Below are 22,544 nucleotides of genomic sequence, written 5' to 3' on the forward strand. Positions count from 1 at the left end.
GAGCTCAGGCTTCCGGCTCACCCAGCAGACCACTGAAAACGGTTTCCACCAGTATCGGTGCAACCTCGGCCAGGGGAAGGCGCTCAGGTTTGGCCAGCCAGTCGAAAAACAGTCCCAGCATCTGGGTATGCACCAGATAGCCCGCCAGTTCCGGGCTCAGGCCCGGACGCAGTTTTTTCGCGTTTTCAGGACTGCGGAAAATGTCGGTCACAAAGGCAATTCCCTCTTCCGCGAGCTCCCGGTGTTTGTTCAGCGCCTGATCAGATTCGTTGCGGTGGAAGAGGATGTAGTACACCCGGAAGTACTGTTCGTCTTCGGCCAGCTTGCTGAGAGCGATAACGCAGAGATGCTTCAGGTTGGTCAGGCTGTCCTGGCTGATGGCCGCTTCATCGAGCATTTCGCCGAGCGGCGCGCGAACCCGCTCCAGCATGGCATCCAGGATGTCCTGCTTGTTGCGGAAGTGCCAGTAGACCGCGCCCCGGGTTACACCGGCGGTACGGGCAATTTCTTCCAGCGATGCCCGGGCAACGCCTTTCTCCATGAACATGCTCTCGGCGGCATCGAGCAGGGATTCGCGGGTGGCTTCCGCCTCGGCTTTTGTCTTTCTCGCCATGATGAAGTCTTCCGGTGGTGTGTTGCGCCGGCTTTGTCCCGGCCCGTCAGGGTATGAACCGCTTGCGGGAACTACGTAAGTATACCTGAAGACAGTTTACATACATACATGGATGAATGTATCTTGCCTGATCTTACCGATTGCCACTCCGGGCTGGCTGGCCCGGACACATTTACATAATTGATGACACGATCTGTTTCGGTGTTCAGGAGAGCGCGCCATGCCCGTTGAAATGTCTCATCGCCCTAACGCCCGCAAGGGGCTGCTTTTTGCTGGTTTGTCGATACTGCTGATGCTAACGGGGTGCAGCGGTCAGGATGGTGAAGGCCAGCAGGCCGGCGCGGGCGGGATGCCTCCGGCGGCGGTTGTGGTGCAACAGGCGACGCTGGCCGATGTCACGGTGAGGCAGGATTACGCCGGCCGTGCCCGGGGTGCCCGGGAGGTGGAAGTCCGGGCTCGCATCAGCGGCATTCTGGAACAGCGGCTATACGAAGAAGGCCAGATGGTGCGGGAAGGTGATGCCTTGTTCCGCATAGATCGCAAGCCCGCAGCGGCGGCACTGCAGCGAGCCCGGGCCCAGCGCCAGGTTGCCGAGGCGGATGTTCAGCAAGCGGAGCGGGAATGGAACCGTATTTCCTCCTTGTTTGAGCGTAACGCCGTCAGTGAACGGGATCGGGATTCAGCCCAGTCTGCACTGGAACTGGCCCGGGCCAACCTGGCGGTGGCCAATGCCGGCGTGGCCCAGGCTGAACTGGATCTCGGCTACACCGATGTCACGGCGCCGATCAGCGGCGTGACCAGTCTGGAGGATTTTCCGGAGGGTAGCCTGATCGATACCGGCACCTTGCTGACCACCATTGTTCAGCTCGATCCCGTTCACGTTCGCTTTGCGCTTCCGGAAAACGACGCCAACATTCGCCGTGCTGCCCGTGAGGGCATGGTACGGGCAGATCAGGAACAGAATGTCTCGGCGCGCCTGGTTCTGGCGGACGGCAGCGAATACGACCTGGATGGACGCATCGACTTTACCGCTTCAACCCTTGACCCCCGCACCGGCACGGTGTCCGCCCGAGCTGTGTTCCCGAATCCGGAGCAAGTGATTGTACCGGGGCAGTTTGTCCGGGTGCGGGTGGAACTGCAGAGTTTTGACGATGTGATAACCGTGCCCGAGAGGGCGGTAACCCAGGGGCAGCATGGCCCTGTGGTCTATGTGGTTGATGACGACAGCAAAGCCCGGGTCCGGGAGGTGGAGCTTGGGCCGGTGAGTGATGGCCGGCAGATCCTCCTGAGCGGCCTGGATGCGGGCGATCGTTATATTGTCAGTGGTCTGGTGAACCTCCGTGATGGCGCCGCCGTTAACGTCACGAATCCGGATAGCCCGGAGGAGGCCAACTGATGCTGCGAACATTCATCGACCGGCCGATTTTCGCCTCGGTTATCTCGATCATCATTACCCTTGGTGGTGCGCTGGCCCTGCTGGGTTTGCCGGTTGAACAGTACCCCAACGTGGTGCCGCCTCAGGTGGTGGTGGACGGCCGCTTCCCGGGAGCCAGTGCCGATGTGATTTCCGATTCGGTGGTGGCGCCGCTTGAGCAGGAAATCAACGGCGTGGACGACATGATCTACATGGAATCCAGTGCCACTGACTCCGGCAGCTTTCGGGTGACGGTGTCGTTTGAAATCGGCACCGATCCGGACCAGGCTACGATCAACGTCAACAACCGTGTGCAGCAGGCTTTGGCCCGGTTGCCTCAGACCGTCCGGGACCAGGGTCTGAAGGTGGAATCCCGTTCCACCTCAATCCTGCAGGTGATTACCCTGTCCTCACCGGACAACTCCATGGATGTGGTGGAGATTTCCAACTACGCGTTGCTGAACGTGCTGGATGAGCTGGTACGCCTGCCCGGCATCGGGGACGCCTCTTTGTTTGGCGCCCAGGATTACTCCATGCGTATCTGGCTGCGCCCGGACAAACTGGCCCAGTTCGAGCTGACACCCGCGGATGTGGCTGGCGCCTTGCGGGCCCAGAATGCCCAGTTTGCAGCTGGCCGGATTGGGGCAGAGCCGGCGCCGGAAGGCCAGGCGTTCACCTTCAGCGTGTCCGCTCCGGGCCGGCTCACCAGCCCGGAAGAATTTGGCGAAGTGATTCTTCGCAGTGATGACCAGGGCGCGTCGTTGCGCCTGAAAGATGTGGCACGGATAGAGCTGGGCGCCCAGAACTATGATTTCGCCGCCATCTATAACGGCGGAGCCACGGTGCCGATGGGTGTGTATCTGCAGCCGGGCGCCAATGCGCTGGATGCTGCGGAAGCGGTGAACGAAGCCATGAAGGAAATTGCCGACCGTTTCCCGGAAGGCCTCGAATACAATGTACCCTACGACACCACCCGCTTCATTGATATCTCCATTCAGGAGGTGATCTCGACTTTCATCGTTGCGGTTCTGCTGGTGGTTGTGGTGACTTTCCTGTTCCTGCAGCATTTCAATGCCACCCTGATTCCATTGATCGCGATTCCGGTATCCCTGGTGGGCACGTTTGCCGGCATGCAGGCCATGGGGTTCTCGGTCAACCTGCTGACCCTGTTTGGCTTGATACTGGCCATCGGTGTGGTGGTGGATAACGCCATCATCATCATGGAGAACGCAGAACGGCTGATCAAGGAAGAGGGCATGTCGCCCTACAATGCCGCCGTGACCACGGTCAGCCAGGTATCCGGAGCCGTGGTGGCGTCCACCCTGGTGCTGGTGGCGGTGTTTGCACCGGTTGCGTTCCTGGGTGGGCTCAGTGGTGAACTCTATCGGCAGTTTGCTATCACCATTGCCGTATCTGTGGTGATCTCCGGTGTCGTCGCCCTGACGCTGACGCCTGCCATGTGCGCCCTGTTGCTCGGCCATGAAGGCAAACAGCTCACCGTATTCCGCTGGTTCGATGCCGGTTTCGACAAGCTCACCAACGGTTTTTCGGCGGTTGTGGACTGGCTACTGCGCCACGCCGTGATCGGCGTACTGCTGTTCGCAGCCATGATCGGTGGCACCGTTTTCCTGCTCAACAAGATGCCGTCCGGGCTGGTCCCCCAGGAGGACCAGGGCTTTGTGCTGACGGCTTATTCATTGCCGGCCACCTCATCTCTCAGCCGCACCGAAGCCACCCGGGACGAGCTGGCGCAGAACATGCTGCAGCTGCCTGAGGTGAAAGACGTTGTCGCCTTTGCCGGTTTTGACATTATTTCCAGTGCCTTGCGCACCAACAGCGGTGTCGCGTTCGTAACGCTGGAGGACTGGGCTGAGCGGGAAGGCGAAGGCCAGGGCGCGGCCGATATTGCCAACAAGATTATGGGTATCGGGTTTGGTATGCCCGAAGCCTTTGTCATTGCCTTTACCCCGCCGCCGATCCAGGGGCTGTCGACCACCGGCGGTGTGGAAGGTTACATCCAGGCCCGTGGTGGCCGCACACCTTCCGAGATCAAGGCGATGGCGGACCGGTTCACCCAGGCCGCCAACCAGCGCCCGGAACTGACCAACGTCCGGGTGACCCTGGATACCGGTATTCCCCGCTATCAGGCGATTGTTGACCGGGAGAAGGCCCAGGCGGCAGGTGTGCCGGTGGATCAGATTTTCACCACCATGCAGAGCACGTTTGGCGGCCTGTATGTAAACGACTTTACCCTGCAGGGGCGAAACTGGCAGGTGACGCTGCAGTCTGAAGGCGAATTCCGAAGCCACCCGGATGACCTGCGCAAGGTGTTTGTGCGTTCCTCCTACGGGGAGATGATTCCCCTGAGCTCACTCGTGGAGCTGGAGCGGGTGAGCGGACCGGACATCCTGAACCGCTTTAACGTCTACCCCGCGGCCAAACTGCTTGCGGACCCGATGCCGGGCCACACCACGGGCGAAGCCCTGACCGCGCTGCAGGAAGTTGCCAATCAGCAGTTTGACCGAAACACGTTGCTGGGCTGGACCGGTGAAGCCTATCAGCTGCAGGACTCTGCGGACTCCGGCACCCTCGCCTTTGGCATGGGGCTGCTGCTGGTGTTTCTGATCCTCGCCGCCCAATACGAGCGCTGGGGTCTGCCGGTGGCAGTGGCTACCGCGGTGCCCTTCGGGGTATTCGGGGCGGCACTGGCCTCGCTGTTGCGTGGCTTCCCCAACGACATCTACTTCCAGGTAGGGTTGCTGGTGCTGATTGGCCTGGCGGCGAAAAACGCGATTCTGATCGTTGAGTTCGCCGCCCAGAACCGGCAAACGGGCATGAGTTCGTTCGAGGCCGCCAGCACCGCAGCCCGTCAGCGCTTCCGGGCGATCATGATGACCGCGCTGACGTTCATCGTGGGTTCCCTGCCGCTGGCATTCAGTACCGGCGCGGGTGCCGTGAGCCGGCAGGAAATCGGTACCGTGGTGGTTGGCGGCATGCTGGTGGCCAGTACCCTGGCCCTGTTCTTCGTGCCCTTGTTCTACAAGCTGATCGAAGACCTGGCGGACTGGCGGCGCAAACGCAAAGCCGCCTGATCGCAGTTTTTGCGCCCTGCTTGCCAACTGCGAGTGAGCTGAATCGGGGCAGGCTATCGTCGTCATAAAGAGATAACCGTCGTCGGTGACTACCGGCGGCGGATTTTTGTTTGATACTCTCGTCTATCTAAGGCGTATGAAGAGCAAGTTCCGAGAGGCTTTCCAAAAATTTGTGGAGCCATGGATGGCGGAACATAAGCGACACATGGATGTGCCGGCAGGAGCGCTTTTTGGAAAGCCTCTCGGAACTTGCTCCTGCACCGAGGTTTCAGGCTGAGAGAGATAAGGTCTAACCATGAACAAAAAAGAGCTTCTGGATGAACTGGAACAGGCTCGCGTCCGCACCGAGAGCCTGATTGTGTCGTTACCGGAAGACAAGCTCGAGGTCCCGTATCATCCGGGTGTGAATCCGCCACTCTGGGAAATGGGCCACTCAGCGTTTTTCTACGAGGTCTTTGTCTTCAACCTGTTGGACGGAACACCGAGCTACGATCCCTCCATGGATGACCTTTGGGATTCATTCCATGTCGATCACAAGGATCGCTGGCGCCGTGATCTGTTTCCCGGCCGGGAGGCCACGCTTCAGTATTTCAATACCATCTACGACCGGGTCGCGGAGCGGATTCAGTCCCGGGAGCTCACTGACCGGGAGCTGTACCTGTACCGCTACGCCATCTACCACCAGAACATGCACATCGAGTCGCTCATCTGGTGTCGGCAGACAGTCGGCTATCCGGCGCCTTTGGATTACAAAGGTGATCGGCCTGCTCCGGGCGAGTCGATCAGCGGTGATGCTCAGATCCCGGCCGGTCGCTGGGTTATTGGCATGCCCGGTGAGTCGCAACAGTACGCGACCGAAGACTTTGCCTTTGATGCCGAGAAGCCCCGTTTTGAGGTAGAGCTGCCGGCGTTTGCCATCAGTCGCACGCTGGTGAGCAACGGAGAATTCCAGGCGTTTGTAGACGATGATGGTTACAGGCGTCCCGAACTCTGGTCGTTCGGCGGCCGCAAGTGGCTGGAATCGGAGCAGGACGTCAACCTGATCTATGGGGTTGGCGAGCCAATGATGCGGCTGCCCCGACATCCGCAGTATTGGCGGTGGCATGACGAACAGTGGCAGGTACGGGTGTTCGACCGCTGGCTGCCGTTGCAGCCAGACGCTCCGGTTACCCATGTCAGCTACTGGGAGGCGGAAGCCTTCTGTACCTGGGCCGGGCGGCGGTTGCCGACCGAGTATGAATGGGAAGTGGCCGCGCTCGGTAACAAACCTGGTGAGCCGTTCCGGCGTTTTCCCTGGGGCAACGAGTCACCGGACGCTGTGAAGGCGGATATGGATGCCCGGTCCATGGCTCGCAACCCGGTGTCGGATTACCCGGCCGGCGATAGCCCGTTTGGCTGCCGGCAGATGGTGGGTTCGGTGTGGGAATGGACCAGCAACGAGTTCCTGCCCTATGACGGCTTCAAGGTAGATATGTACCCGTTCATGTCGACCCTGCAGTTTGCCACGCACAAAGTCACCAAGGGCGGCAGTTGTGCCACCTCATCCAACCTGATCCGTGGCACCTACCGGCAGGCGTATCTGCCGTTTCGCAGTGATGTTTACACCGGGTTCCGCACCTGCGCCGCCTGAATTCCTGATTTGTCCATAAGGTGACTTGCCAGGGCCACACCGGTCTCACTCATCGTGAGGTAGGCATCATTGGCGCCAGCTTCGCGAATTTTTACGGCTTCATCGGCATACATGGTGTGCGCCACGATATAGCCCTCGAAGCCGAGCTTGCGCAGCATCCGCGCGGCGATAAGCTTGCCTTCGATGTCACTCATTGCCAGCACCACCGAGTTGAGTTCCGGCATGTGCAGACCTTCCCAAAAGGTGGTGTCTTCGGCGTCTGCAAAGACGACATTGCGCCCATCGTTCTGGTGTTTCTCGGTTTTGGCAGGGTCTGAGTCGATCCCCATGATTCGCGTTTCATGGGGCGCAAGCCAATCGTAAGCTGCAGTGCCTGTTCGCCCCATGCCCATCACCAGAACCCGTGTAGTACCCAGCGAGATAGGTTGCTCATCAGGATGACGTTTCTGACTCTCGAAACGAACCAGCTTGTGGGCAACATGCTCGTAAATACTGTGGGAAAACCGGTTGAGCGGCGCCGAAAATACAAACGACAGGGAAACCGATATCGCCAGCGGAACCAGCCATTCTGGCAGGGCAACACTGGCGACAATGAGCCCGAATTCACTGTAGTTTGTGAGTGACAGCGAGGTGAGGAAGCTACTGCGAGCCCGCAGGCGGAAAGCCAGCAGCAGGAAGTAGAACAGGATGCCTTTGAGTGGCAAGAGCAAGGCTGCTACTGCCGCAAAGATCAGAGCTTGCTGGTCTGGCAGGCCGTCAATGCCGATCTGCAGGAAAAAACCAACCAGGAAGATTTCTTTCACGCTCCAAAGAGACTTGGCCAGTTCCTGGGAACGGGGATGGTTGGCCAGCATGGCACCGAACACCAATGCACCCAATTCCGAGCTCAGACCCACGGCCTCAAACCCAAGGCCACCAACCACCAGGGCCAGCAGAAGCCCGAGCAGTACCAGCAGTTCGTCGTGCCCGCTGGCATCCAGCAGCCTGTAAAGCAGCGGCCGGAGCAACGGAAGGCCGAATACAATGACGGCCCATTCTGAGGGTGTTTTGCCGGCCGCGAGACTCATCACCACCAGTGCAATCAGATCCTGCATAATCAATATGCCAATAGCGACCCGGCCGTGGAAGGCTCTGAGTTCCCGTTTGCTTTCCAGTACCTTGGCGGCCAGTACGGTGCTGGAAAAGGACAGGGCGATCGCCAGCATCAGGGCCGTCGTCCAGTCCAGGTCAAAAAGCAGGTAGAGGCCGGGGGCAAACACCACACAGGTAATCGCGAAGTGGAGCAGACTGCCGCCGATGACTTCCGGGCTGACAATGGAGCGTAGCTTCAGCTTCAGGCCGACTGTAAACAAGAGCAGCAAAACGCCAAGATGAGCAATGTGGGCCAGTACATCGGTGGGCTCTGCGGTGATGCTGGTAGTCGCGCTGAGGCCGCTGAGCACAAAGCCGGCGGCCAGATAGCCAACCAGCGGAGGCAAACCGATTCCCTTGACGAGAAGGCCGATAACAAAGGCAAAACTTATCCAGATGGCTTCAGGCATGGGCGAATCTTCTGACGACGGAATCCAAAGCTCTGAAGCCTACCTTTTTTTCGGGCCTAGCTGTAGTGGCGAATGGTTTCAGGGCTGCCGGTCGGCAAGAAAGTCCCGGAACAGGGCTGCCGATTCCTCCGGCGCCTCCACCATCGGCGCGTGGCCGATATCATCGAGAATGGCCTTGCGCGCGTTCGGGATAGCTTCGACAAAGACATCGGCATTGCGATAGTCAATTACCCGGTCGAGTTTGCCCCAGACCACCAGAACCGGCGCCTGGATGTTGGTGATGGCGTTGCGGAAATCCGGCTCGAAGCCGGTGTCTCGGATGGCCCGGAAAATGACTTCGTTGACTTCCCGGTTGGCGATGGCCTTTTCTTCCATCACATCAAAGATCGGCCAGGGCACGAAAGGGCGTTTTTCCAGAGCGAAGTCCAGCAGGCGGTCGAAATCGCCTTCCCGTTTCGGGATGAGCGGGTTGTCGCCATTCATGACCAGGTCCACCAGCTCACTTTCATATTCGAAGATACCGGCAGGGTCGAACAGTACGGCTGTGTGAACCTGTTCTGGATGGGTGGCAGCGTAGAGGGCAGTGATGGCACCGCCCATGGAGTTGCCCATCATGTGGAAGCGTTCCACCCCGAGTTCCTTCAGTATCTGGTGGACGTAATCTACCTGATCCTCAAAACGGTAGCCGATGTCCAGGGGTTTACTGCTGTCGCCATGGCCTGGCAGATCGAGGGCATAGATGTTGAACTCACCCTGGAACTCTTTGGCCAGACGGGTCCAGTTATCCTTGTTGGCGCCGAAGCCGTGGATCAGAACCAGAGTGTCGCCATCGACCGGTTCTTCACTGCGAAGATAGGCAATGTCCAGATCGCCAACGGTGACCTGTGCGGCCTTCAGGCCGGCGCTTGAGCGTTCCCAGTCTATGGCGTTTTCGTAGATGCTCTGGCGGGAGCAGGCGCTGACCAGCAGGGTAACGGTCAGCAGCAGGAACAGCTTCAGGTGAGTACGGCGCACAGGGAACTCCTTTTCGTTATGACTATTATTGAATGCCCACACTAACCCATAAAAAAGCCCGGTCAATGACCGGGCTGACGCTGTTACTCAACGAGCCGGAGCCTCAGCTCTGCTCCCGGGCAATGGCCCGGTAGGCAATGTCGTTGCGGTAGAACATGCCGTTCCAGCTGATTTTCTTTGCCAGCTCATAGGCTCGTTGCTGGGCTTCGGTGACGGTGTTACCCAGAGCGGTAGCGCAGAGCACGCGGCCCCCGGCAGTGACTACGTCGTCGCCGTTGAGTTTGGTGCCGGCGTGGAAGACCTTCTCACCTTCTGTTTCACCGTCCGGCAGGCCGGAGATGGCATCGCCCTTGTCGTAGCTGCCGGGATAGCCACCGGCAGCGAGTACGATGCCGACAGAGGCGCGTTCATCCCACTCGGAATCGCACGCGTCCAGCTTGCCATCCACGGCGGCCTGGCACAGTTCCACCAGGTCGGACTTCATGCGCAGCATGATCGGCTGGGTTTCCGGATCGCCAAAGCGGCAGTTGAACTCAATGACCTTGGGTGCACCGCTGGTATCGATCATCAGGCCGGCGTACAGGAAACCCTTGTACGGGTGGCCTTCCGCCGCCATGCCGTTGACCGTGGGGTAGATCACCTCGTCCATGATCCGCTGGTGCACATCGGCAGTGACCACCGGGGCGGGAGAATAAGCTCCCATGCCACCGGTGTTGGGGCCGGTGTCGCCGTCGCCTACGCGCTTGTGGTCCTGGGACGTGGCCATGGCCAGTACGTTCTTGCCGTCGACCATCACGATGAAGGAGGCTTCTTCGCCGTCCAGAAACTCTTCCACCACCACGCGGCTGCCGGCATCGCCAAAGGCGTTGCCTGCGAGCATGTCGCGGATGGCATCTTCGGCTTCTGCCAGGGTCATGGCGACGATTACACCTTTACCGGCGGCCAGGCCGTCGGCTTTGACCACGATGGGTGCGCCTTTTTCACGCACGTAGGCGAGGGCCTCGTCGACATCGGTGAAATTGGCGTAGTCGGCGGTGGGAATCTTCTGGCGGGCCAGGAAGTCCTTGGTGAAGGCCTTGGAGCCTTCCAGCTGGGCGGCGCCAGCGCTGGGACCGAAGATGCGCAGGCCGCGGGCTTCAAATTTGTCCACCACGCCGGCCACCAGCGGGGCTTCCGGGCCAACGATGGTCAGGCCGACGTTGTTCTGCTCGGCGAAGTTGGCCAGGCCGTCCAGGTCCATGACGTCCAGGTCGACGTTTTCCAGATTCGGTTCCCGGGCGGTGCCGGCGTTACCCGGTGCGACAAACACTTTATCCGCTTGCGGTGACTGGGCGGCTTTCCACGCTAGGGCGTGCTCACGTCCGCCACTGCCAATAACCAGAATGTTCATGTGTTACTCCTGAGTTCTTTGATCAGTGACGGAAATGGCGCATGCCGGTGAAGACCATGGCGATGCCATGCTCGTTGGCGGCATCGATCACTTCCTGGTCGCGCATGGAGCCGCCGGGCTGAATCACGGCGGTAATGCCGGCTTCGGCCGCGGCGTCGATGCCGTCACGGAACGGGAAGAACGCATCCGAGGCCATGACGGAACCCTTCACTTCCAGGTTTTCGTCGGCGGCTTTGATGCCTGCAATCTTGGCGCTGTAGACGCGGCTCATCTGGCCGGCGCCGACGCCGATGGTGCGGCCGGCTTTGGCATAGACGATAGCGTTGGATTTAACGTACTTGGCCACTTCCCAGGCGAACAGCAGGTCGTTTAGTTCCTGCTCGGTGGGCTGGCGTTCGGTGACCACTTTCACGTCTTCCATGGCCACCATGCCCAGGTCGCGATCCTGCACCAGCAGGCCGCCGGTGACGCGCTTGTAGTCCATGGTCTGGGCGCGTTCACCGTCGAATTCGCCGCAGGCCAGCAGGCGTACGTTCTTCTTGGCGGCAACAATCTCGACTGCTTCCGGCGCAACGCTCGGGGCGATAATCACTTCCACGAACTGGCGATCCACAATGGCCTTGGCGGTCGCCGCATCCAGTTCACGGTTGAAGGCGATGATGCCGCCAAAGGCCGACGTCGGGTCGGTGGCAAAGGCCAGGTCGTAGGCCTGCAGTATGTCGGCACCGATGGCCACGCCACAGGGATTGGCGTGCTTGACGATGACGCAGGCCGGGTCGGCGAAGGGTTTGACGCACTCCAGCGCCGCATCGGTGTCGGCTACGTTGTTGTAGCTCAGTTCCTTGCCCTGAAGCTGTTTGGCGGTGGCGACACAGGCTTCCTTCGGGTGGCGCTCGGCGTAGAAGGCAGCGCGCTGATGCGGGTTTTCCCCATAGCGCATATCCTGAACTTTCACGAACTGGGCATTGAAGGTGCGGGGGAAGTCGGCGTTGTCGTTATCCGGGGTGCGCCCGCCCAGATAGTTGGCAATAGCACCGTCGTAGCCGGCGGTGTGCTCGAAGGCCTTCACGGCCAGGTCGAAGCGGGTGCTGTAGGTCAGCTCGCCGTCGTTGTCCGCCAGTTCTTTCAGAACGCGGTTGTAGTCGGAGGCGTTCACGACAATGGCAACATCGTTGTGATTCTTGGCGGCGGCACGAACCATGGTGGGGCCGCCAATGTCGATGTTTTCAATGGCTGTGGCCAGGTCGCAGTCCGGGTTGGCCACGGTGTCCTCGAACGGATACAGGTTCACCACCACCATGTCGATGGGATTGATTCCGTGCTCAGCCATGATGGCATCGTCGGTGCCACGCCGGCCCAGAATGCCGCCGTGGATTTTCGGGTGCAGGGTTTTGACCCGGCCATCCATCATTTCCGGGAAACCGGTGTAATCGGACACTTCGGTGACCGGTACGTTGTTTTCCTTGAGCAGGCGGAAGGTTCCGCCGGTGGAGAGCAGCTCGACGCCGCGTTCGGTGAGGGCACGGCCGAAATCGACGATGCCGGTTTTATCACTCACGCTGATCAGGGCGCGACGGACGGGGGTGTTTGCCTGGTTTGCCATGGGTCACTTTCTTCGCTGGTCAGATAAGCCGGATTGTAAGCCTGGGTGCAAATAACAAGGGCCTCGCGAACGCATCCGGGAGGCCCTTGTGGGGTCAGGTCTGATTATAGCAGACCGTATTGCTTGAGTTTCTTGCGCAGGGTGCCGCGATTCAGCCCGAGCATGGTGGAGGCCTTGGTCTGGTTGTTGCGGGTGTATTTCATCACCTGCTCCAGCAGCGGGGCTTCCACTTCTGACAGTACCAGTTGGTACACGTCGGTAACCGGCGCGCCATCGAGTTGCTCAAAGTAGTTCTTCAGGGCAACTTCTACGCTGTCACGCAGGGTGACGCTGTTGCCGCTGTGGTTTACCGTGTGCAACTGATGCAGATCATCGTTGGCCGGGGTGCTTAGGGATTGATTTGCCAAAGTCTCAGCGGTCATGCTGCGAATACCTCTCCATTTCGTAAGCCTGCAAAATACTGTGCGATGCTGTCTTTCTGCTCCAGCGCATCATCGATGGCGTTGAAGCGTTGTCGGAACTGTTTGCTGTCATCATGGGCCTGCAGATACCAGCCCACGTGTTTTCTGGCGATACGCACGCCCATCAATTCGCCGTAGAAACGGTGCAGTTCTTCCAGGTGCCCGGCCAGAATGCGCTCTACTTCATCCATGGGCGGTTGGGGCAGGTGTTCTCCGGTTTCCAGATAATGAAGAATCTCCCGGAAAATCCAGGGCCGGCCCTGGGCACCCCGGCCAATCAGCAAGCCGTCGGCACCGGTATGGCTGAGTACCTGCCGGGCCTTCTCCGGCGTGGTAATGTCGCCGTTGGCGAACACCGGTATGCCAACGCTGGCCTTGACCTCTGCGATGGTGTCGTACTCCGCGTCGCCGTTGTATTTGTCTGCGCGGGTACGGCCGTGTACGGCCAGAGCCTGAATGCCGGCATCTTCCGCCATCCTGGCGATGACCGGAGCATTGCGGTTGTCTCTGTCCCAGCCGGTTCGCATTTTCAGGGTCACCGGTACATCTACCGCCTTCACCACGGCTTCCAGAATTTCCCGCACCAGCTTCTCGTCTTTCATCAGGGCCGAACCGGCGGCCTTGTTGCAGACTTTCTTGGCCGGACATCCCATGTTGATGTCGATGATCTGAGCGCCGAATTCAGCGTTTTGCCGGGCTGCATCGGCCAGCATCTCGGGGTCGCCGCCGGCTATCTGGACCGATCTGGGCTCCGGTTCGCCTTCGTGATTCAGGCGAGTCCGGGATTTACGCGTATGCCAGAGCTTGCTGTCCGCTATGACCATTTCCGATACCGCCAGCCCGGCCCCCATTCGCCGGCATAAAAGCCGGAAAGGGCGATCGGTTACACCGGCCATGGGTGCAACAATCAGCGGGTTGGGCAGGGTGTACGGCCCGATTTTTGCCGTTGGCAGCATGATCTGAGTCCGTGTCACAGCGGGTTGAGCAAAATTCGGCTGGAGCGGTTGTTCAATTTCTGACCGCTCCGGTCTCCGAAGGGCGGTAATGATACCGCCGGGGGCAAGCTGATTGAAGGGGCGAAAGCGTTAAAAAACTGATTATTTTTCGCGCTTTCTGGTTGACTTTTGCGCTGTCAACTGTCGGCCCGAAGGCTATTGATTCGCATCAAGGCGCCCAGGGACGAAAGCTCAGGTTGTAGTTGACGGCATCCCGTCCGGGATCGCGTATCCGGATGGCGATCCGCACCGGCGTCTCTACCGGCATGCTGGCAAGTTCTGCGGCCTCACCGGCCAGGTACTCTTCTGGCGTAAAGGTGCTTTGGGCCACCACATCGCCATTGAGGTTGGAGAAGGTCAGAGCTATCGCCGGGAACGGCTGCTCAAAGCCGGCGCGGTTGAGAATCACGGCATCGACAATGAGTTGATCCCGGTTCTCCGGGTCGGTACGCACCACCAGTTTACGGCTCTGGATAGCCTCGACATTCACCAGGGGTTTGAGTTCGCATCCGGCAATCTCGCAGCCCTTCTCGTAGAGCGGTCGGAGCTGGGGGATGGCAGAAAGCCGGTCAAACTGGTACCAGGTAACCTGGGCAATCAGTACGCCCAACAGGGACAGCACCGCCAGTGCCCAGAATACGGTTCTGAGCCGGCCTCCGCTGTTACCGACGGATACAGGATCCCGTCGCAGGTCATGGTAGAGGGTGTCTGGCGCCGCTTGCTTGCGGGTACGGCTGACAATCGGGTCGCCCACGCGATCGTCATCCGCCAGGCTGAGGTCCGTGATATCCGGTTCCGTGGACGGCTCCGCTGAAGAGGTCTCCTTGGCGGGTAGGGTTGTTTCATCGGACTCGCTGTCCTCACGGCGAAGCGGCTCCGGCCGTGTTTCGGCAGCAGGGGACGTCTGAGGCGATTCCTGTTCCGGTTCGGGCTGCGCCGGGGCTGGGCGCTGAGGCTTCGCTGATTCTGGCTGAGCCGATGGCTTCGCGGGCTCGTCGTCGTTGAGCATGGCTTCGGCCCAGCTCTCGTCGATATTCTGGTTTTCCGGCGTCAGGTCGTCGTCGCTGAAGCTGGATTCCTCGGGCTCGTCGAAATTGCGGAAGCTGTCGCTGAGCTCATCATCTGAGAACGTCAGTTTGCTGCCGGCATAGCGGCCTTCGGTGGCATCTTCCTCGGGGTTGTCCGCAAAGATCAGTTCCTCTTCATCGTCGAACCGGCCGGGCCTGGGTGCTCCGGTTTCAGAGCCAGATGATGAGGGCGACGGGCGGGCCCCGGCATTATCTTTGCCAGAGACCACCTGGTGTTCGACCGCATTGAAAATCTTCATGCAGTTCCCGCAGCGTACCTTGCCCCTGGCGACGCTCAGCTGTTCGTCTGTTACCCGGAAACGGGTCTCACAGTTGGGGCATTGGGTCTGCAGGCTGCTCTGGGTCATGCTTCGTTCCTGAAAGCTCGATCTCTGGTCGATCACTACGATGGAGGCAGTTTAGACATAAACGCCTGTGTCGTCATCCGTCCTTGCGCCGTCCTGTGAGGCGTATCCAGTCTTCTTTCTGTTCCGGTTCGTCCATGATGAACCAGGGCTCATAGGCTTCCATCACGTCACGGGCCTGATTGAACAGGATGCCGGACAGTACCAGATCCCCGCCGGGCCTGGTCAGTTCGGCCAGTCTCGGTGCCAGGCCGATCAGCGGCTGGGCAAGGATATTGGCCAACATGATATCGGCTCGGGTGTCCGGATCGTTGCCGGGCAGGTACAAATCCAGGCGGTTATCTTCAACGCCATTCCGGCGGGCGTTGTCACGGCTGGCTTCCAGGGCTTGGGGATCGGTATCGACGCCAACGACATGTTCTGCCCCCAGTAACAGGGCGGCCAGGCCCAGAATGCCGGAGCCACAACCGTAGTCGGTCACTTGCTTGCCCGCGACATCCTGGCCGTCAAGCCATTCCAGGCACAGCGCGGTGGTCGGGTGGGTGCCGGTGCCGAAAGCCAGGCCGGGGTCGAGCAACAGGTTGGCGGCGTCCGGGTCTGGCGCCTCGTGCCAGCTGGGCACAATCCACAGGCGTTCACCGAACTGCAGCGGGTGGAAGTCGTCCATCCAGGCCCGCTCCCAGTCCTTGTCTTCCACCAGGGTAACGTCAATGTCGGCCAAAGACTGTTGGGTCTGCTGGTGCCAGGCGTCGCGAATCTCCGCCAGTAACTGTTCGATATTGCGATCAGACTGGAAAAGGCCAGTGACGGTGGTCTGGCTCCAGAGGGGGGTGGTGCCCGGGTCGGGCTCGTACAGCGGCTGGTCGGCGGCGTCTTCCATGGAAACGGCATCGGCGCCCATTTCCATTAACAGATCTTCCAGCTGATCCGCAGTGTCCGGATCAGCTGGAATCTGGAGTTGTATCCAGGGCATGGTTAATCCCGCATCAGTTTCTCAAGGTAGTGGATGGTGAAGTCTACCTGTTTAAAGCCACCATCGCGTACCAGTTTTCGATGCAGGGGTTGGTTGGTCTTGATGCCCTCGACCAGCATTTCGTCCAGCGCATTCTTCATGCGCCGGCGGGCGATCTCCCGGTCGTCGCCCCAGGTGATCAGTTTGGCCACCAGGGAATCGTAATACGGCGGTACGGTGTAGCCGCTGTAAAGGTGGGAATCCACGCGGATGCCGTTGCCGCCAGGAGCGTGGAAATGACTGATCTTGCCAGGGCTGGGCACGAAGGTTTTCGGGTCTTCGGCGTTGATCCGGCATTCAATGGCATGGCCGGAAATGTGGATCTGGTCCTGACTGTATTGCAGTGGCAGACCGCTGGCAATACGCAGCTGCTCGCGCACAATGTCCACACCAGTGACCATCTCAGAGACCGGATGCTCAACCTGTACCCGCGTGTTCATTTCAATGAAGTAGAACTCGCCGTCCTGATACAGGAATTCGAAGGTGCCGGCGCCGACGTAGCCGATTTCCTTGCAGGCATCCACGCAGGCCTTGAGCGTTCGCTCGCGGGATTCCTGGTTGATGTTTGGCGCCGGCGCTTCTTCAATGACCTTCTGGTTGCGGCGCTGCATGGAGCAGTCCCGGTCACCCAGATGGATGACGTTGCCGTGCATGTCGGCCAGAACCTGGACTTCCACGTGGCGTGGGGTTTCCAGGAACTTCTCCAGATACACGGTGGGATCGCCGAAGGCATTCTTGGCTTCGCTCTGGGTGATCTGTACTGCTTTCAGCAGGGCGGCTTCAGAGTGCACCACCTGCATGCCTCGGCCACCACCACCAGAGGCCGCCTTGATCATCACCGGGTAGCCAATCTGCTTCGCCAGCTTGAGGGTGCGTTCGTCGTCGTCCGTTAGCGGGCCGTCGGAGCCGGGAACGGTGGGTACGCCGGCCTTTTTCATGGCTTCGATGGCGGACACCTTGTTACCCATCAGGCGGATGGTCTCTGCACGGGGGCCGATAAAGCGGAAACCGCTTTTCTCGACCTGCTCAGCGAAGTCGGCATTCTCGGCCAGGAAACCGTAACCGGGGTGGATACCCACCGAATCGGTCACTTCAGCGGCGCTGATGATGGTCGGGATATTGAGGTAGCTGTCTGTGGCACTGTTTGGGCCAATGCAGACAGATTCGTCGGCAAGGCGAACGTGCATCAGGTCGCGGTCTACCTGGGAATGTACCGCAACGGTCTTGATGCCCAGCTCCTTGCACGCGCGGAGAATACGCAGGGCGATTTCACCGCGGTTTGCGATCAGAACTTTTTCTAACATGGCCATGGTTAGCAATCACCGAATTCAGGAAATGACGACCAGGGGCTGGTCAAACTCAACCGGCTGGCCATTTTCGACCAGGATTTCGGTAACGGTACCGGCCTTGTCGGCTTCGATCTGGTTCATCATCTTCATGGCTTCAACAATACAGATCACGTCACCCACGTTAACTTTCTGGCCCACTTCAACAAAGGAGCTGGCGGTGGGGGACGGCGCACGGTAGAAGGTGCCAACCATCGGGGATTTCACGGCGTGCCCCGAGGGGGCTGCCGGAGCCGAGGATTCCGCAGACGGGGCGGCATCGGCCGCGGGGGCCGGAGCCGGCGCAGCGGCCTGGGGGGCTGGTGCCGCGTAATGGCTGACGTAATGTCCACCGGCGGCGGGCTCGCGACGGCGGGAAATGCGAACCGAATCGTCGCCTTCCTGGATCTCCAGTTCTTCGACGTCTGATTCCTCAAGGAGCTCAATGAGTTTCTTGATTTTGCGAATATCCATAACTATTCCAGTCCCGTTTCTGTGTTCTATCGGTGAATTCTTTGCAGGGCCGCTTTCAGGGCGAGATCGTAGCCCTGGCTGCCCAGCCCGCAGATAACGCCTTCGGCGATATCTGAAAAATAAGAGTGATGGCGGAAAGGTTCCCGCGCATGCACGTTTGAAAGATGCACTTCAATAAAGGGAATGCCCGACGCCAGCATGGCATCCCGAAGGGCCACGCTGGTGTGGGTGAAGGCGGCGGGATTGATGATGATGAAATCCACCCCTTCAGCCCTGGCTTCATGCACTCTTTCTATCAATTCATATTCCGCGTTTGACTGCAGGTGTAACAGATGATGGCCTTTCTCAGCTGCCTTGCTGCGCAGGCGGTCGTCTATATCGGCCAGGGTCTCGTGGCCATAGACCTCGGGCTCTCGGGTTCCGAGCATATTCAGGTTCGGGCCGTGGAGCACAAGAATGGTCGACATGGTTCTGTCTGCCTTGATGGTTTTTGAACAGGATCGCCGAAGATGACGGCACGTTACCCCAATGGTGCGTGCTTGTTATCCCCAGATCAACACTTTTTGACAATCCTGCCGGTTGTCCATTGCTCTGAAAAGGTTACACAGCAACCTGCTGTCACGCGATGACATTTCGTTGATGACAATCATTGTTGATCATGGCGGTGAATGTCGGTATTCGACATTGGTTTCATGGGCCGGGCGATTGCCCGGCCCGGAAGGTCAGGTCTCGGCCAGGGTCACGCAGTTGCGGCCGTGCTCCTTGGAGGTATACAGGGCGCGGTCTGCGCGCTCGCACAGGGCCTGGGCTGTTTCACCCTGCCAGTCGGCAATACCGCAACTGAAGGTGACATTGAATTCCCGGTCGCCGGCCTGCTGGGTCAGCTCGGAGAAGCGCTCACGAATTTCGTTGAGGACATTGCGGGCATCGCCCGGGCGGGTGTTCGGCAGGATGATGGCGAACTCTTCTCCACCGTAGCGGCCAATATGATCGGTCTTGCGCAGACGTTGTTTCAGGAACATGGACAGGCTGCGCAGAATCCGGTCGCCAATCGGGTGGCCAAAGGTGTCGTTTACCTTCTTGAAGAAGTCGATATCGATCATGGCAAAGCACATGGGCTGATCTTTCTGGCGCGCACGCACGATTTCCTGCTCCAGCAGATGCAGGGTGTGGGTGTGATTGAACAGGCCGGTCAGGCTGTCGCGGATCATCAGTGCCAGCAGTGAGCGGGCCCGCCGACCCCGGTTGTGCAGGGTCGCAATCAGGTGCTTGGGATCGATGGGCTTGGTCAGGAAGTCGTCACCGCCCAGGCTCATGGCGTGCAGCTGTTTGCTGACGTCCTCTTCCGCCGACAGGTAAATGATGGGAACACTGTGGAAACGATCCTGCTGGCGGATGACACGGGCAATCTCCATGCCGGTGCAGCCGGGCATGTACATGTCCAGGATGATGATTTCTGGTGAGAACTCCTCCAGGGCATGAATGATCTGCATCGGATCGGTGATGATGTGAGCGGTCATTCCCGCCTTTTTCAATACCGTTTCCATGTATTTGGCCTGGGCCCGGGAATCGTCCAGGACCAGCACCTTGTAGGGCTCGACAGTGTTGCCGTGGGTATAGGTTTCGATCTTTTCTATCAGTTGGCCGGGGTCCACCGCCGGGTAGAAGAACTCCTCCCCGCCGCAGCGGGAGGCGCGCAGCCGGGTTTCGATGCTGCCGTCCTCGTCGCTGACGAAAATGATGGGGATCGGAGTGTCGTGTTGCTCCTGTAACTGTTCCACGGTCGCAATGCCGTCATTATCTCTGCCGCCGAAGCTTACATCCATCAGGATGGTTTCCGGTTTGCTGAGCGCACAGGCCTCAATCAGGTCTGCTGATGCACTAAAGGCGGAAGCGCGAAAACCGAAAAATTCCAGTTGCCGGATCAGTCGTGAGGCCATCTCTTCGTTCGACAGGGCGATATAAACTGGCGTGCGACGATACTGCTGGGGGGCGCTGGAGGTGTCCTGGTCGGTGCGGCGCTGGGTGGATAGGCGCAGATTCTCGGTGGCATCTTCCAGTGCCTTGGCTTTGGCATCGTCCAGGGGGGTGTCCTGATGCCAGTCGGTCAATAGGGACAGGATCAACTCGCCGGCAGCCGCGTGGCTGTCCATCTCGAAACGCCGGGCATAACGAACGAGTTTGTCGGCTGCGGCAATCAGATCGTCCCGGTGTGCTGGCGCCTGACTGCGGTCGTCGCGGATTTTCTGCCAGGTATCAAGCACTACCCGGGCCTGGGTGGTGACACGGCGGGCGAAATGCTGCCTGAGTTTCTCTTTCTGGCTTTCGTCGTTCATGGTGCTCCGGCCTGTCTGTCCAATTGTTGATCGCGATATCCGTCTGCGCGAATTTTTGCCATTTATGAGTTATACAGAGGCTTTATGGTCCTTGTGTAGAGTCTATAGTGTTTAATGTTGTGGGCGTAGGTTGCGCTATGTAAATGTTTGTCAACTCTGCGGCCCGGGTCACAGCTAACCTGATACTCGTTTCTCTGATGGAGCCCCGATGTGATGGCAGGGATGCTCGACAACTTTTATAACCGCAGGCAGCGAGGGGAAATTACCTTGCAGACCTTGCTGTTGCTATTCGCTGGCACTCTGCTGACGCTCACGCTGGTGGTTGCGTTCGTGACCAGCTATGGCTATTTCCGGGACTATGTTGCCGATCAACTGTCCGCTCACGCCCGCGATGGTGCCACCGCAACCGGACTTTCGCTGTCCAATGCCATTGACGGTTCTGATCCGGTGGCCTCGGCGTCACTGATTGATGCGGTATTCGACAGTGGTCGTTACCTGGCTGTTGAATATCTTGGGCACGATGGCGAGATGATTGCCGGTCGGCGCATGCCGCTGCAGGCTAACCGCGCGCCAGAGTGGTTTGTTTCCCTGGCGGCACTGCCCTTGCCGGTGGCGGAAGCGGAGGTGGTCAGAGGCTGGAGCCGGTTGGGCAAGGTACGTGTGGTGAGTCATCCCGGGCGGGCCTACGACGACCTCTGGCATATTTCTCTGGGGCTGCTGTTGTCGGCCCTGGTGATCGCCACTGGCGGCTTGCTGGGGCTGTTTCTGTTACTCCGGAGGACTTTGAGGCCCCTGAAAGAGGTCGAGGCCCAGGCCCGGGCCCTTGGCCAGCGGGATTTCCGGAAGCGAGTGAGTATTCGCTCCACCCGGGAGCTGAACCGGGTGACAGAGGCTATGAACCAGATGGCGGATGACCTGGGTCAGTTGTTCGAGGGGCAGGGCAAGCTTATCCAGCACTTGCGGCGCGTGAACAATGAAGATCCGGTGACGGGGCTGGCGAGCCGCAGCGCGTTTGACCAACGCATGAAGGTGGAAGTGGAATCGGAAGAGAAGTCGGCGCCTGGCGTTCTGGTCATGCTGCAGCTGGCCTATTTTGCAGATTATAACCTGGCCTATGGCCGGGACGAGGGGGACCGGTTGTTGCGCCAGGTGGCCGGCGGCATCCGGGCGTTTGTCGCCCGACATGCCGAATCCTTTGCCGGGCGCAGAACCGGTGCAGAATTTGCGGTGTTTGTGCCCGGTGCCTCGGCAGCGGACGTGCGAATCTGGGCCGAGCAGCTGGTGCGGGAGCTGGATGGCATCTACTCTGACCTCTCCGCCCCGATGGACGCTCATGTTCATGCTGGCCTGGCTGTGGCCAGACCCGGTGATGGCATCAGGGTCTTGTTGGCCGCCGCCGATGAAGCTCTCAGGGCAGCTCAGCAAAGGGGGGACTCCTGCAGCCTGCTGCTACCCGATTCCGGTGTTGAGAGCCATCACAATATGGAGACCTGGCGCACGATCATTACCCAGGCGATTCGGGAAGATAAGCTGTCTCTCTGGCTCCAGCCCATGGTGCATGGTGACGGGCAGACACTGGTCCATTATCAGGTGTTCTCCCGTATTGAGTCTGCAGAAGGGCCGCTGAAAGCCGGTTTGTTTGTGCCCATGGCCGAGCGATTGGGGCTGGTGAGCGATATCGACCGTATGCTGCTTACCCGGGCGCTGGAGTGTCTTGAACGCCACCCGGAACGACGGCTGGCGGTATCACTGGGTAGTAATTCGATCGCGTCTGATAGCTTCCGTGACGATCTGCTGAACATGGTTACCCGGGCGGGGCGCACAGCCGGGCGCTTGTGGGTCGGTATTGCCGAAGTGACCATTCAGCATCACCGCAAAGCCGTCAGCTCTCTGGTAAGAGAGTTGTCGCGGCTTGGTGTACCGGTGCTGGTTGACCGGTTCGGAGTGGGCGGCGTGCCATTCAGTTATCTCAAGCGGCTGCCGTTCAGGGCCGTTCGGATTGATCACAGTTTCATCCACAACCTGGACCGTCATGATGAAAACCGGTTCTGGCTGGAGTCGGTTGTGGGTATTGCCCATAGTCGGGGGGTGAAGGTGTACGCTACGGGAGTAGAAACCGCGGCGGAATACTCGGTACTCTGTAGACTGGGTATTGACGGCGCCATGGGCTACCATCTTGGCAGACCATTTGCCGCAGACACGTAATCAACAG

General features: G+C 59.5%; 17 protein-coding genes. 4 read left to right on the top strand and 13 right to left on the bottom strand.

Annotated elements, in window-relative coordinates:
- Nucleotides 1-4: 4 nt before the first annotated feature.
- A complete protein-coding gene (locus tag ACAM27_RS04835; protein WP_014422725.1) occupies nt 5-613 on the bottom strand; it encodes a TetR family transcriptional regulator in 609 nt (202 codons plus the stop codon).
- A 220-nt stretch (nt 614-833) separates the two neighbouring features.
- Between ACAM27_RS04835 and ACAM27_RS04840 the strand changes: the two genes are divergently transcribed.
- From ACAM27_RS04840 to senA, 3 genes are all read left to right on the top strand, one after another.
- The gene (locus tag ACAM27_RS04840) at nt 834-2,009 is read left to right on the top strand and encodes an efflux RND transporter periplasmic adaptor subunit (protein WP_369612638.1); all 1,176 of its coding nucleotides are present in this window, start codon (nt 834-836) and stop codon (nt 2,007-2,009) included.
- The gene (locus tag ACAM27_RS04845) at nt 2,009-5,119 is read left to right on the top strand and encodes an efflux RND transporter permease subunit (RefSeq protein WP_369612639.1); all 3,111 of its coding nucleotides are present in this window, start codon (nt 2,009-2,011) and stop codon (nt 5,117-5,119) included. Before ACAM27_RS04840 ends, ACAM27_RS04845 begins: the two co-directional genes overlap by 1 nt.
- Before the next feature lie 295 nt (nt 5,120-5,414).
- Nucleotides 5,415-6,749 (top strand): selenoneine synthase SenA, encoded by a 1,335-nt coding sequence (senA, locus tag ACAM27_RS04850; RefSeq protein ID WP_199454036.1) that lies wholly within the window; start codon nt 5,415-5,417, stop codon nt 6,747-6,749.
- Here senA and ACAM27_RS04855 read toward each other — a convergent pair.
- The 12 genes from ACAM27_RS04855 to ACAM27_RS04910 all read right to left on the bottom strand — a co-directional run bounded on the left by ACAM27_RS04855 (nt 6,719) and on the right by ACAM27_RS04910 (nt 20,332).
- Entirely contained in the window at nt 6,719-8,290 is a 1,572-nt protein-coding gene (locus ACAM27_RS04855) for a cation:proton antiporter (protein ID WP_369612640.1), read from the bottom strand. The genes senA and ACAM27_RS04855 overlap by 31 nt on opposite strands.
- 78 nt (nt 8,291-8,368) lie before the next feature.
- Nucleotides 8,369-9,304 (bottom strand): alpha/beta fold hydrolase, encoded by a 936-nt coding sequence (locus ACAM27_RS04860; RefSeq protein ID WP_369612641.1) that lies wholly within the window; start codon nt 9,302-9,304, stop codon nt 8,369-8,371.
- Between the two features lie 103 nt (nt 9,305-9,407).
- On the bottom strand, nt 9,408-10,694 hold the full coding sequence (gene purD, locus ACAM27_RS04865; protein WP_114433826.1) for a phosphoribosylamine--glycine ligase: 1,287 nt from the start codon (nt 10,692-10,694) through the stop codon (nt 9,408-9,410).
- 22 nt (nt 10,695-10,716) lie between these two features.
- Nucleotides 10,717-12,297, bottom strand: a complete 1,581-nt coding sequence (purH, locus tag ACAM27_RS04870; protein ID WP_014422717.1) for a bifunctional phosphoribosylaminoimidazolecarboxamide formyltransferase/IMP cyclohydrolase — start codon at nt 12,295-12,297, stop codon at nt 10,717-10,719.
- A gap of 104 nt (nt 12,298-12,401) precedes the next feature.
- Complete coding sequence (gene fis / locus ACAM27_RS04875; RefSeq protein ID WP_011786861.1) at nt 12,402-12,719, bottom strand: DNA-binding transcriptional regulator Fis; 318 nt, start codon at nt 12,717-12,719, stop codon at nt 12,402-12,404.
- Nucleotides 12,716-13,714 (bottom strand): tRNA dihydrouridine synthase DusB, encoded by a 999-nt coding sequence (gene dusB / locus ACAM27_RS04880; protein WP_114433830.1) that lies wholly within the window; start codon nt 13,712-13,714, stop codon nt 12,716-12,718. The genes fis and dusB overlap by 4 nt, the downstream gene beginning before the upstream one ends.
- Before the next feature lie 208 nt (nt 13,715-13,922).
- On the bottom strand, nt 13,923-15,188 hold the full coding sequence (locus ACAM27_RS04885; protein WP_369612642.1) for a DUF3426 domain-containing protein: 1,266 nt from the start codon (nt 15,186-15,188) through the stop codon (nt 13,923-13,925).
- Nucleotides 15,189-15,261: 73 nt separating this feature from the next.
- Nucleotides 15,262-16,158, bottom strand: coding sequence for a 50S ribosomal protein L11 methyltransferase (gene prmA / locus ACAM27_RS04890; protein WP_022993098.1), 897 nt, complete (start codon nt 16,156-16,158; stop codon nt 15,262-15,264).
- A 2-nt stretch (nt 16,159-16,160) separates the two neighbouring features.
- The gene (gene accC / locus ACAM27_RS04895; RefSeq protein WP_011786857.1) at nt 16,161-17,507 is read right to left on the bottom strand and encodes an acetyl-CoA carboxylase biotin carboxylase subunit; all 1,347 of its coding nucleotides are present in this window, start codon (nt 17,505-17,507) and stop codon (nt 16,161-16,163) included.
- 18 nt (nt 17,508-17,525) lie between these two features.
- Nucleotides 17,526-17,996 (bottom strand): acetyl-CoA carboxylase biotin carboxyl carrier protein, encoded by a 471-nt coding sequence (gene accB, locus ACAM27_RS04900; RefSeq protein WP_023011259.1) that lies wholly within the window; start codon nt 17,994-17,996, stop codon nt 17,526-17,528.
- Nucleotides 17,997-18,022: 26 nt separating this feature from the next.
- Complete coding sequence (gene aroQ / locus ACAM27_RS04905; protein WP_011786855.1) at nt 18,023-18,463, bottom strand: type II 3-dehydroquinate dehydratase; 441 nt, start codon at nt 18,461-18,463, stop codon at nt 18,023-18,025.
- A gap of 255 nt (nt 18,464-18,718) precedes the next feature.
- Entirely contained in the window at nt 18,719-20,332 is a 1,614-nt protein-coding gene (locus ACAM27_RS04910) for a diguanylate cyclase (RefSeq protein WP_141067453.1), read from the bottom strand.
- A 213-nt stretch (nt 20,333-20,545) separates the two neighbouring features.
- On the opposite strand from ACAM27_RS04910, the gene ACAM27_RS04915 reads away from it, so the two are divergent.
- Complete coding sequence (locus tag ACAM27_RS04915) at nt 20,546-22,537, top strand: EAL domain-containing protein (RefSeq protein ID WP_369612643.1); 1,992 nt, start codon at nt 20,546-20,548, stop codon at nt 22,535-22,537.
- The last annotated feature ends 7 nt before the right edge of the window (nt 22,538-22,544 follow it).

This window comes from Marinobacter sp. RI1 (assembly GCF_041155085.1).
Lineage (GTDB): Bacteria > Pseudomonadota > Gammaproteobacteria > Pseudomonadales > Oleiphilaceae > Marinobacter > Marinobacter nauticus.

Bases quoted from the DNA above. Each gene is read 5' to 3' on its own strand.
- ACAM27_RS04835 (WP_014422725.1), bottom strand. From the start codon at position 613: ATGGCGAGAAAGACAAAAGCCGAGGCGGAAGCCACCCGCGAATCCCTG.
- ACAM27_RS04840 (WP_369612638.1), top strand. From the start codon at position 834: ATGCCCGTTGAAATGTCTCATCGCCCTAACGCCCGCAAGGGGCTGCTT.
- ACAM27_RS04845 (WP_369612639.1), top strand. From the start codon at position 2,009: ATGCTGCGAACATTCATCGACCGGCCGATTTTCGCCTCGGTTATCTCG.
- senA (WP_199454036.1), top strand. From the start codon at position 5,415: ATGAACAAAAAAGAGCTTCTGGATGAACTGGAACAGGCTCGCGTCCGC.
- ACAM27_RS04855 (WP_369612640.1), bottom strand. From the start codon at position 8,290: ATGCCTGAAGCCATCTGGATAAGTTTTGCCTTTGTTATCGGCCTTCTC.
- purD (WP_114433826.1), bottom strand. From the start codon at position 10,694: ATGAACATTCTGGTTATTGGCAGTGGCGGACGTGAGCACGCCCTAGCG.
- purH (WP_014422717.1), bottom strand. From the start codon at position 12,297: ATGGCAAACCAGGCAAACACCCCCGTCCGTCGCGCCCTGATCAGCGTG.
- fis (WP_011786861.1), bottom strand. From the start codon at position 12,719: ATGACCGCTGAGACTTTGGCAAATCAATCCCTAAGCACCCCGGCCAAC.
- dusB (WP_114433830.1), bottom strand. From the start codon at position 13,714: ATGCTGCCAACGGCAAAAATCGGGCCGTACACCCTGCCCAACCCGCTG.
- ACAM27_RS04885 (WP_369612642.1), bottom strand. From the start codon at position 15,188: ATGACCCAGAGCAGCCTGCAGACCCAATGCCCCAACTGTGAGACCCGT.
- prmA (WP_022993098.1), bottom strand. From the start codon at position 16,158: ATGCCCTGGATACAACTCCAGATTCCAGCTGATCCGGACACTGCGGAT.
- accC (WP_011786857.1), bottom strand. From the start codon at position 17,507: ATGGCCATGTTAGAAAAAGTTCTGATCGCAAACCGCGGTGAAATCGCC.
- accB (WP_023011259.1), bottom strand. From the start codon at position 17,996: ATGGATATTCGCAAAATCAAGAAACTCATTGAGCTCCTTGAGGAATCA.
- aroQ (WP_011786855.1), bottom strand. From the start codon at position 18,463: ATGTCGACCATTCTTGTGCTCCACGGCCCGAACCTGAATATGCTCGGA.
- ACAM27_RS04910 (WP_141067453.1), bottom strand. From the start codon at position 20,332: ATGAACGACGAAAGCCAGAAAGAGAAACTCAGGCAGCATTTCGCCCGC.
- ACAM27_RS04915 (WP_369612643.1), top strand. From the start codon at position 20,546: ATGGCAGGGATGCTCGACAACTTTTATAACCGCAGGCAGCGAGGGGAA.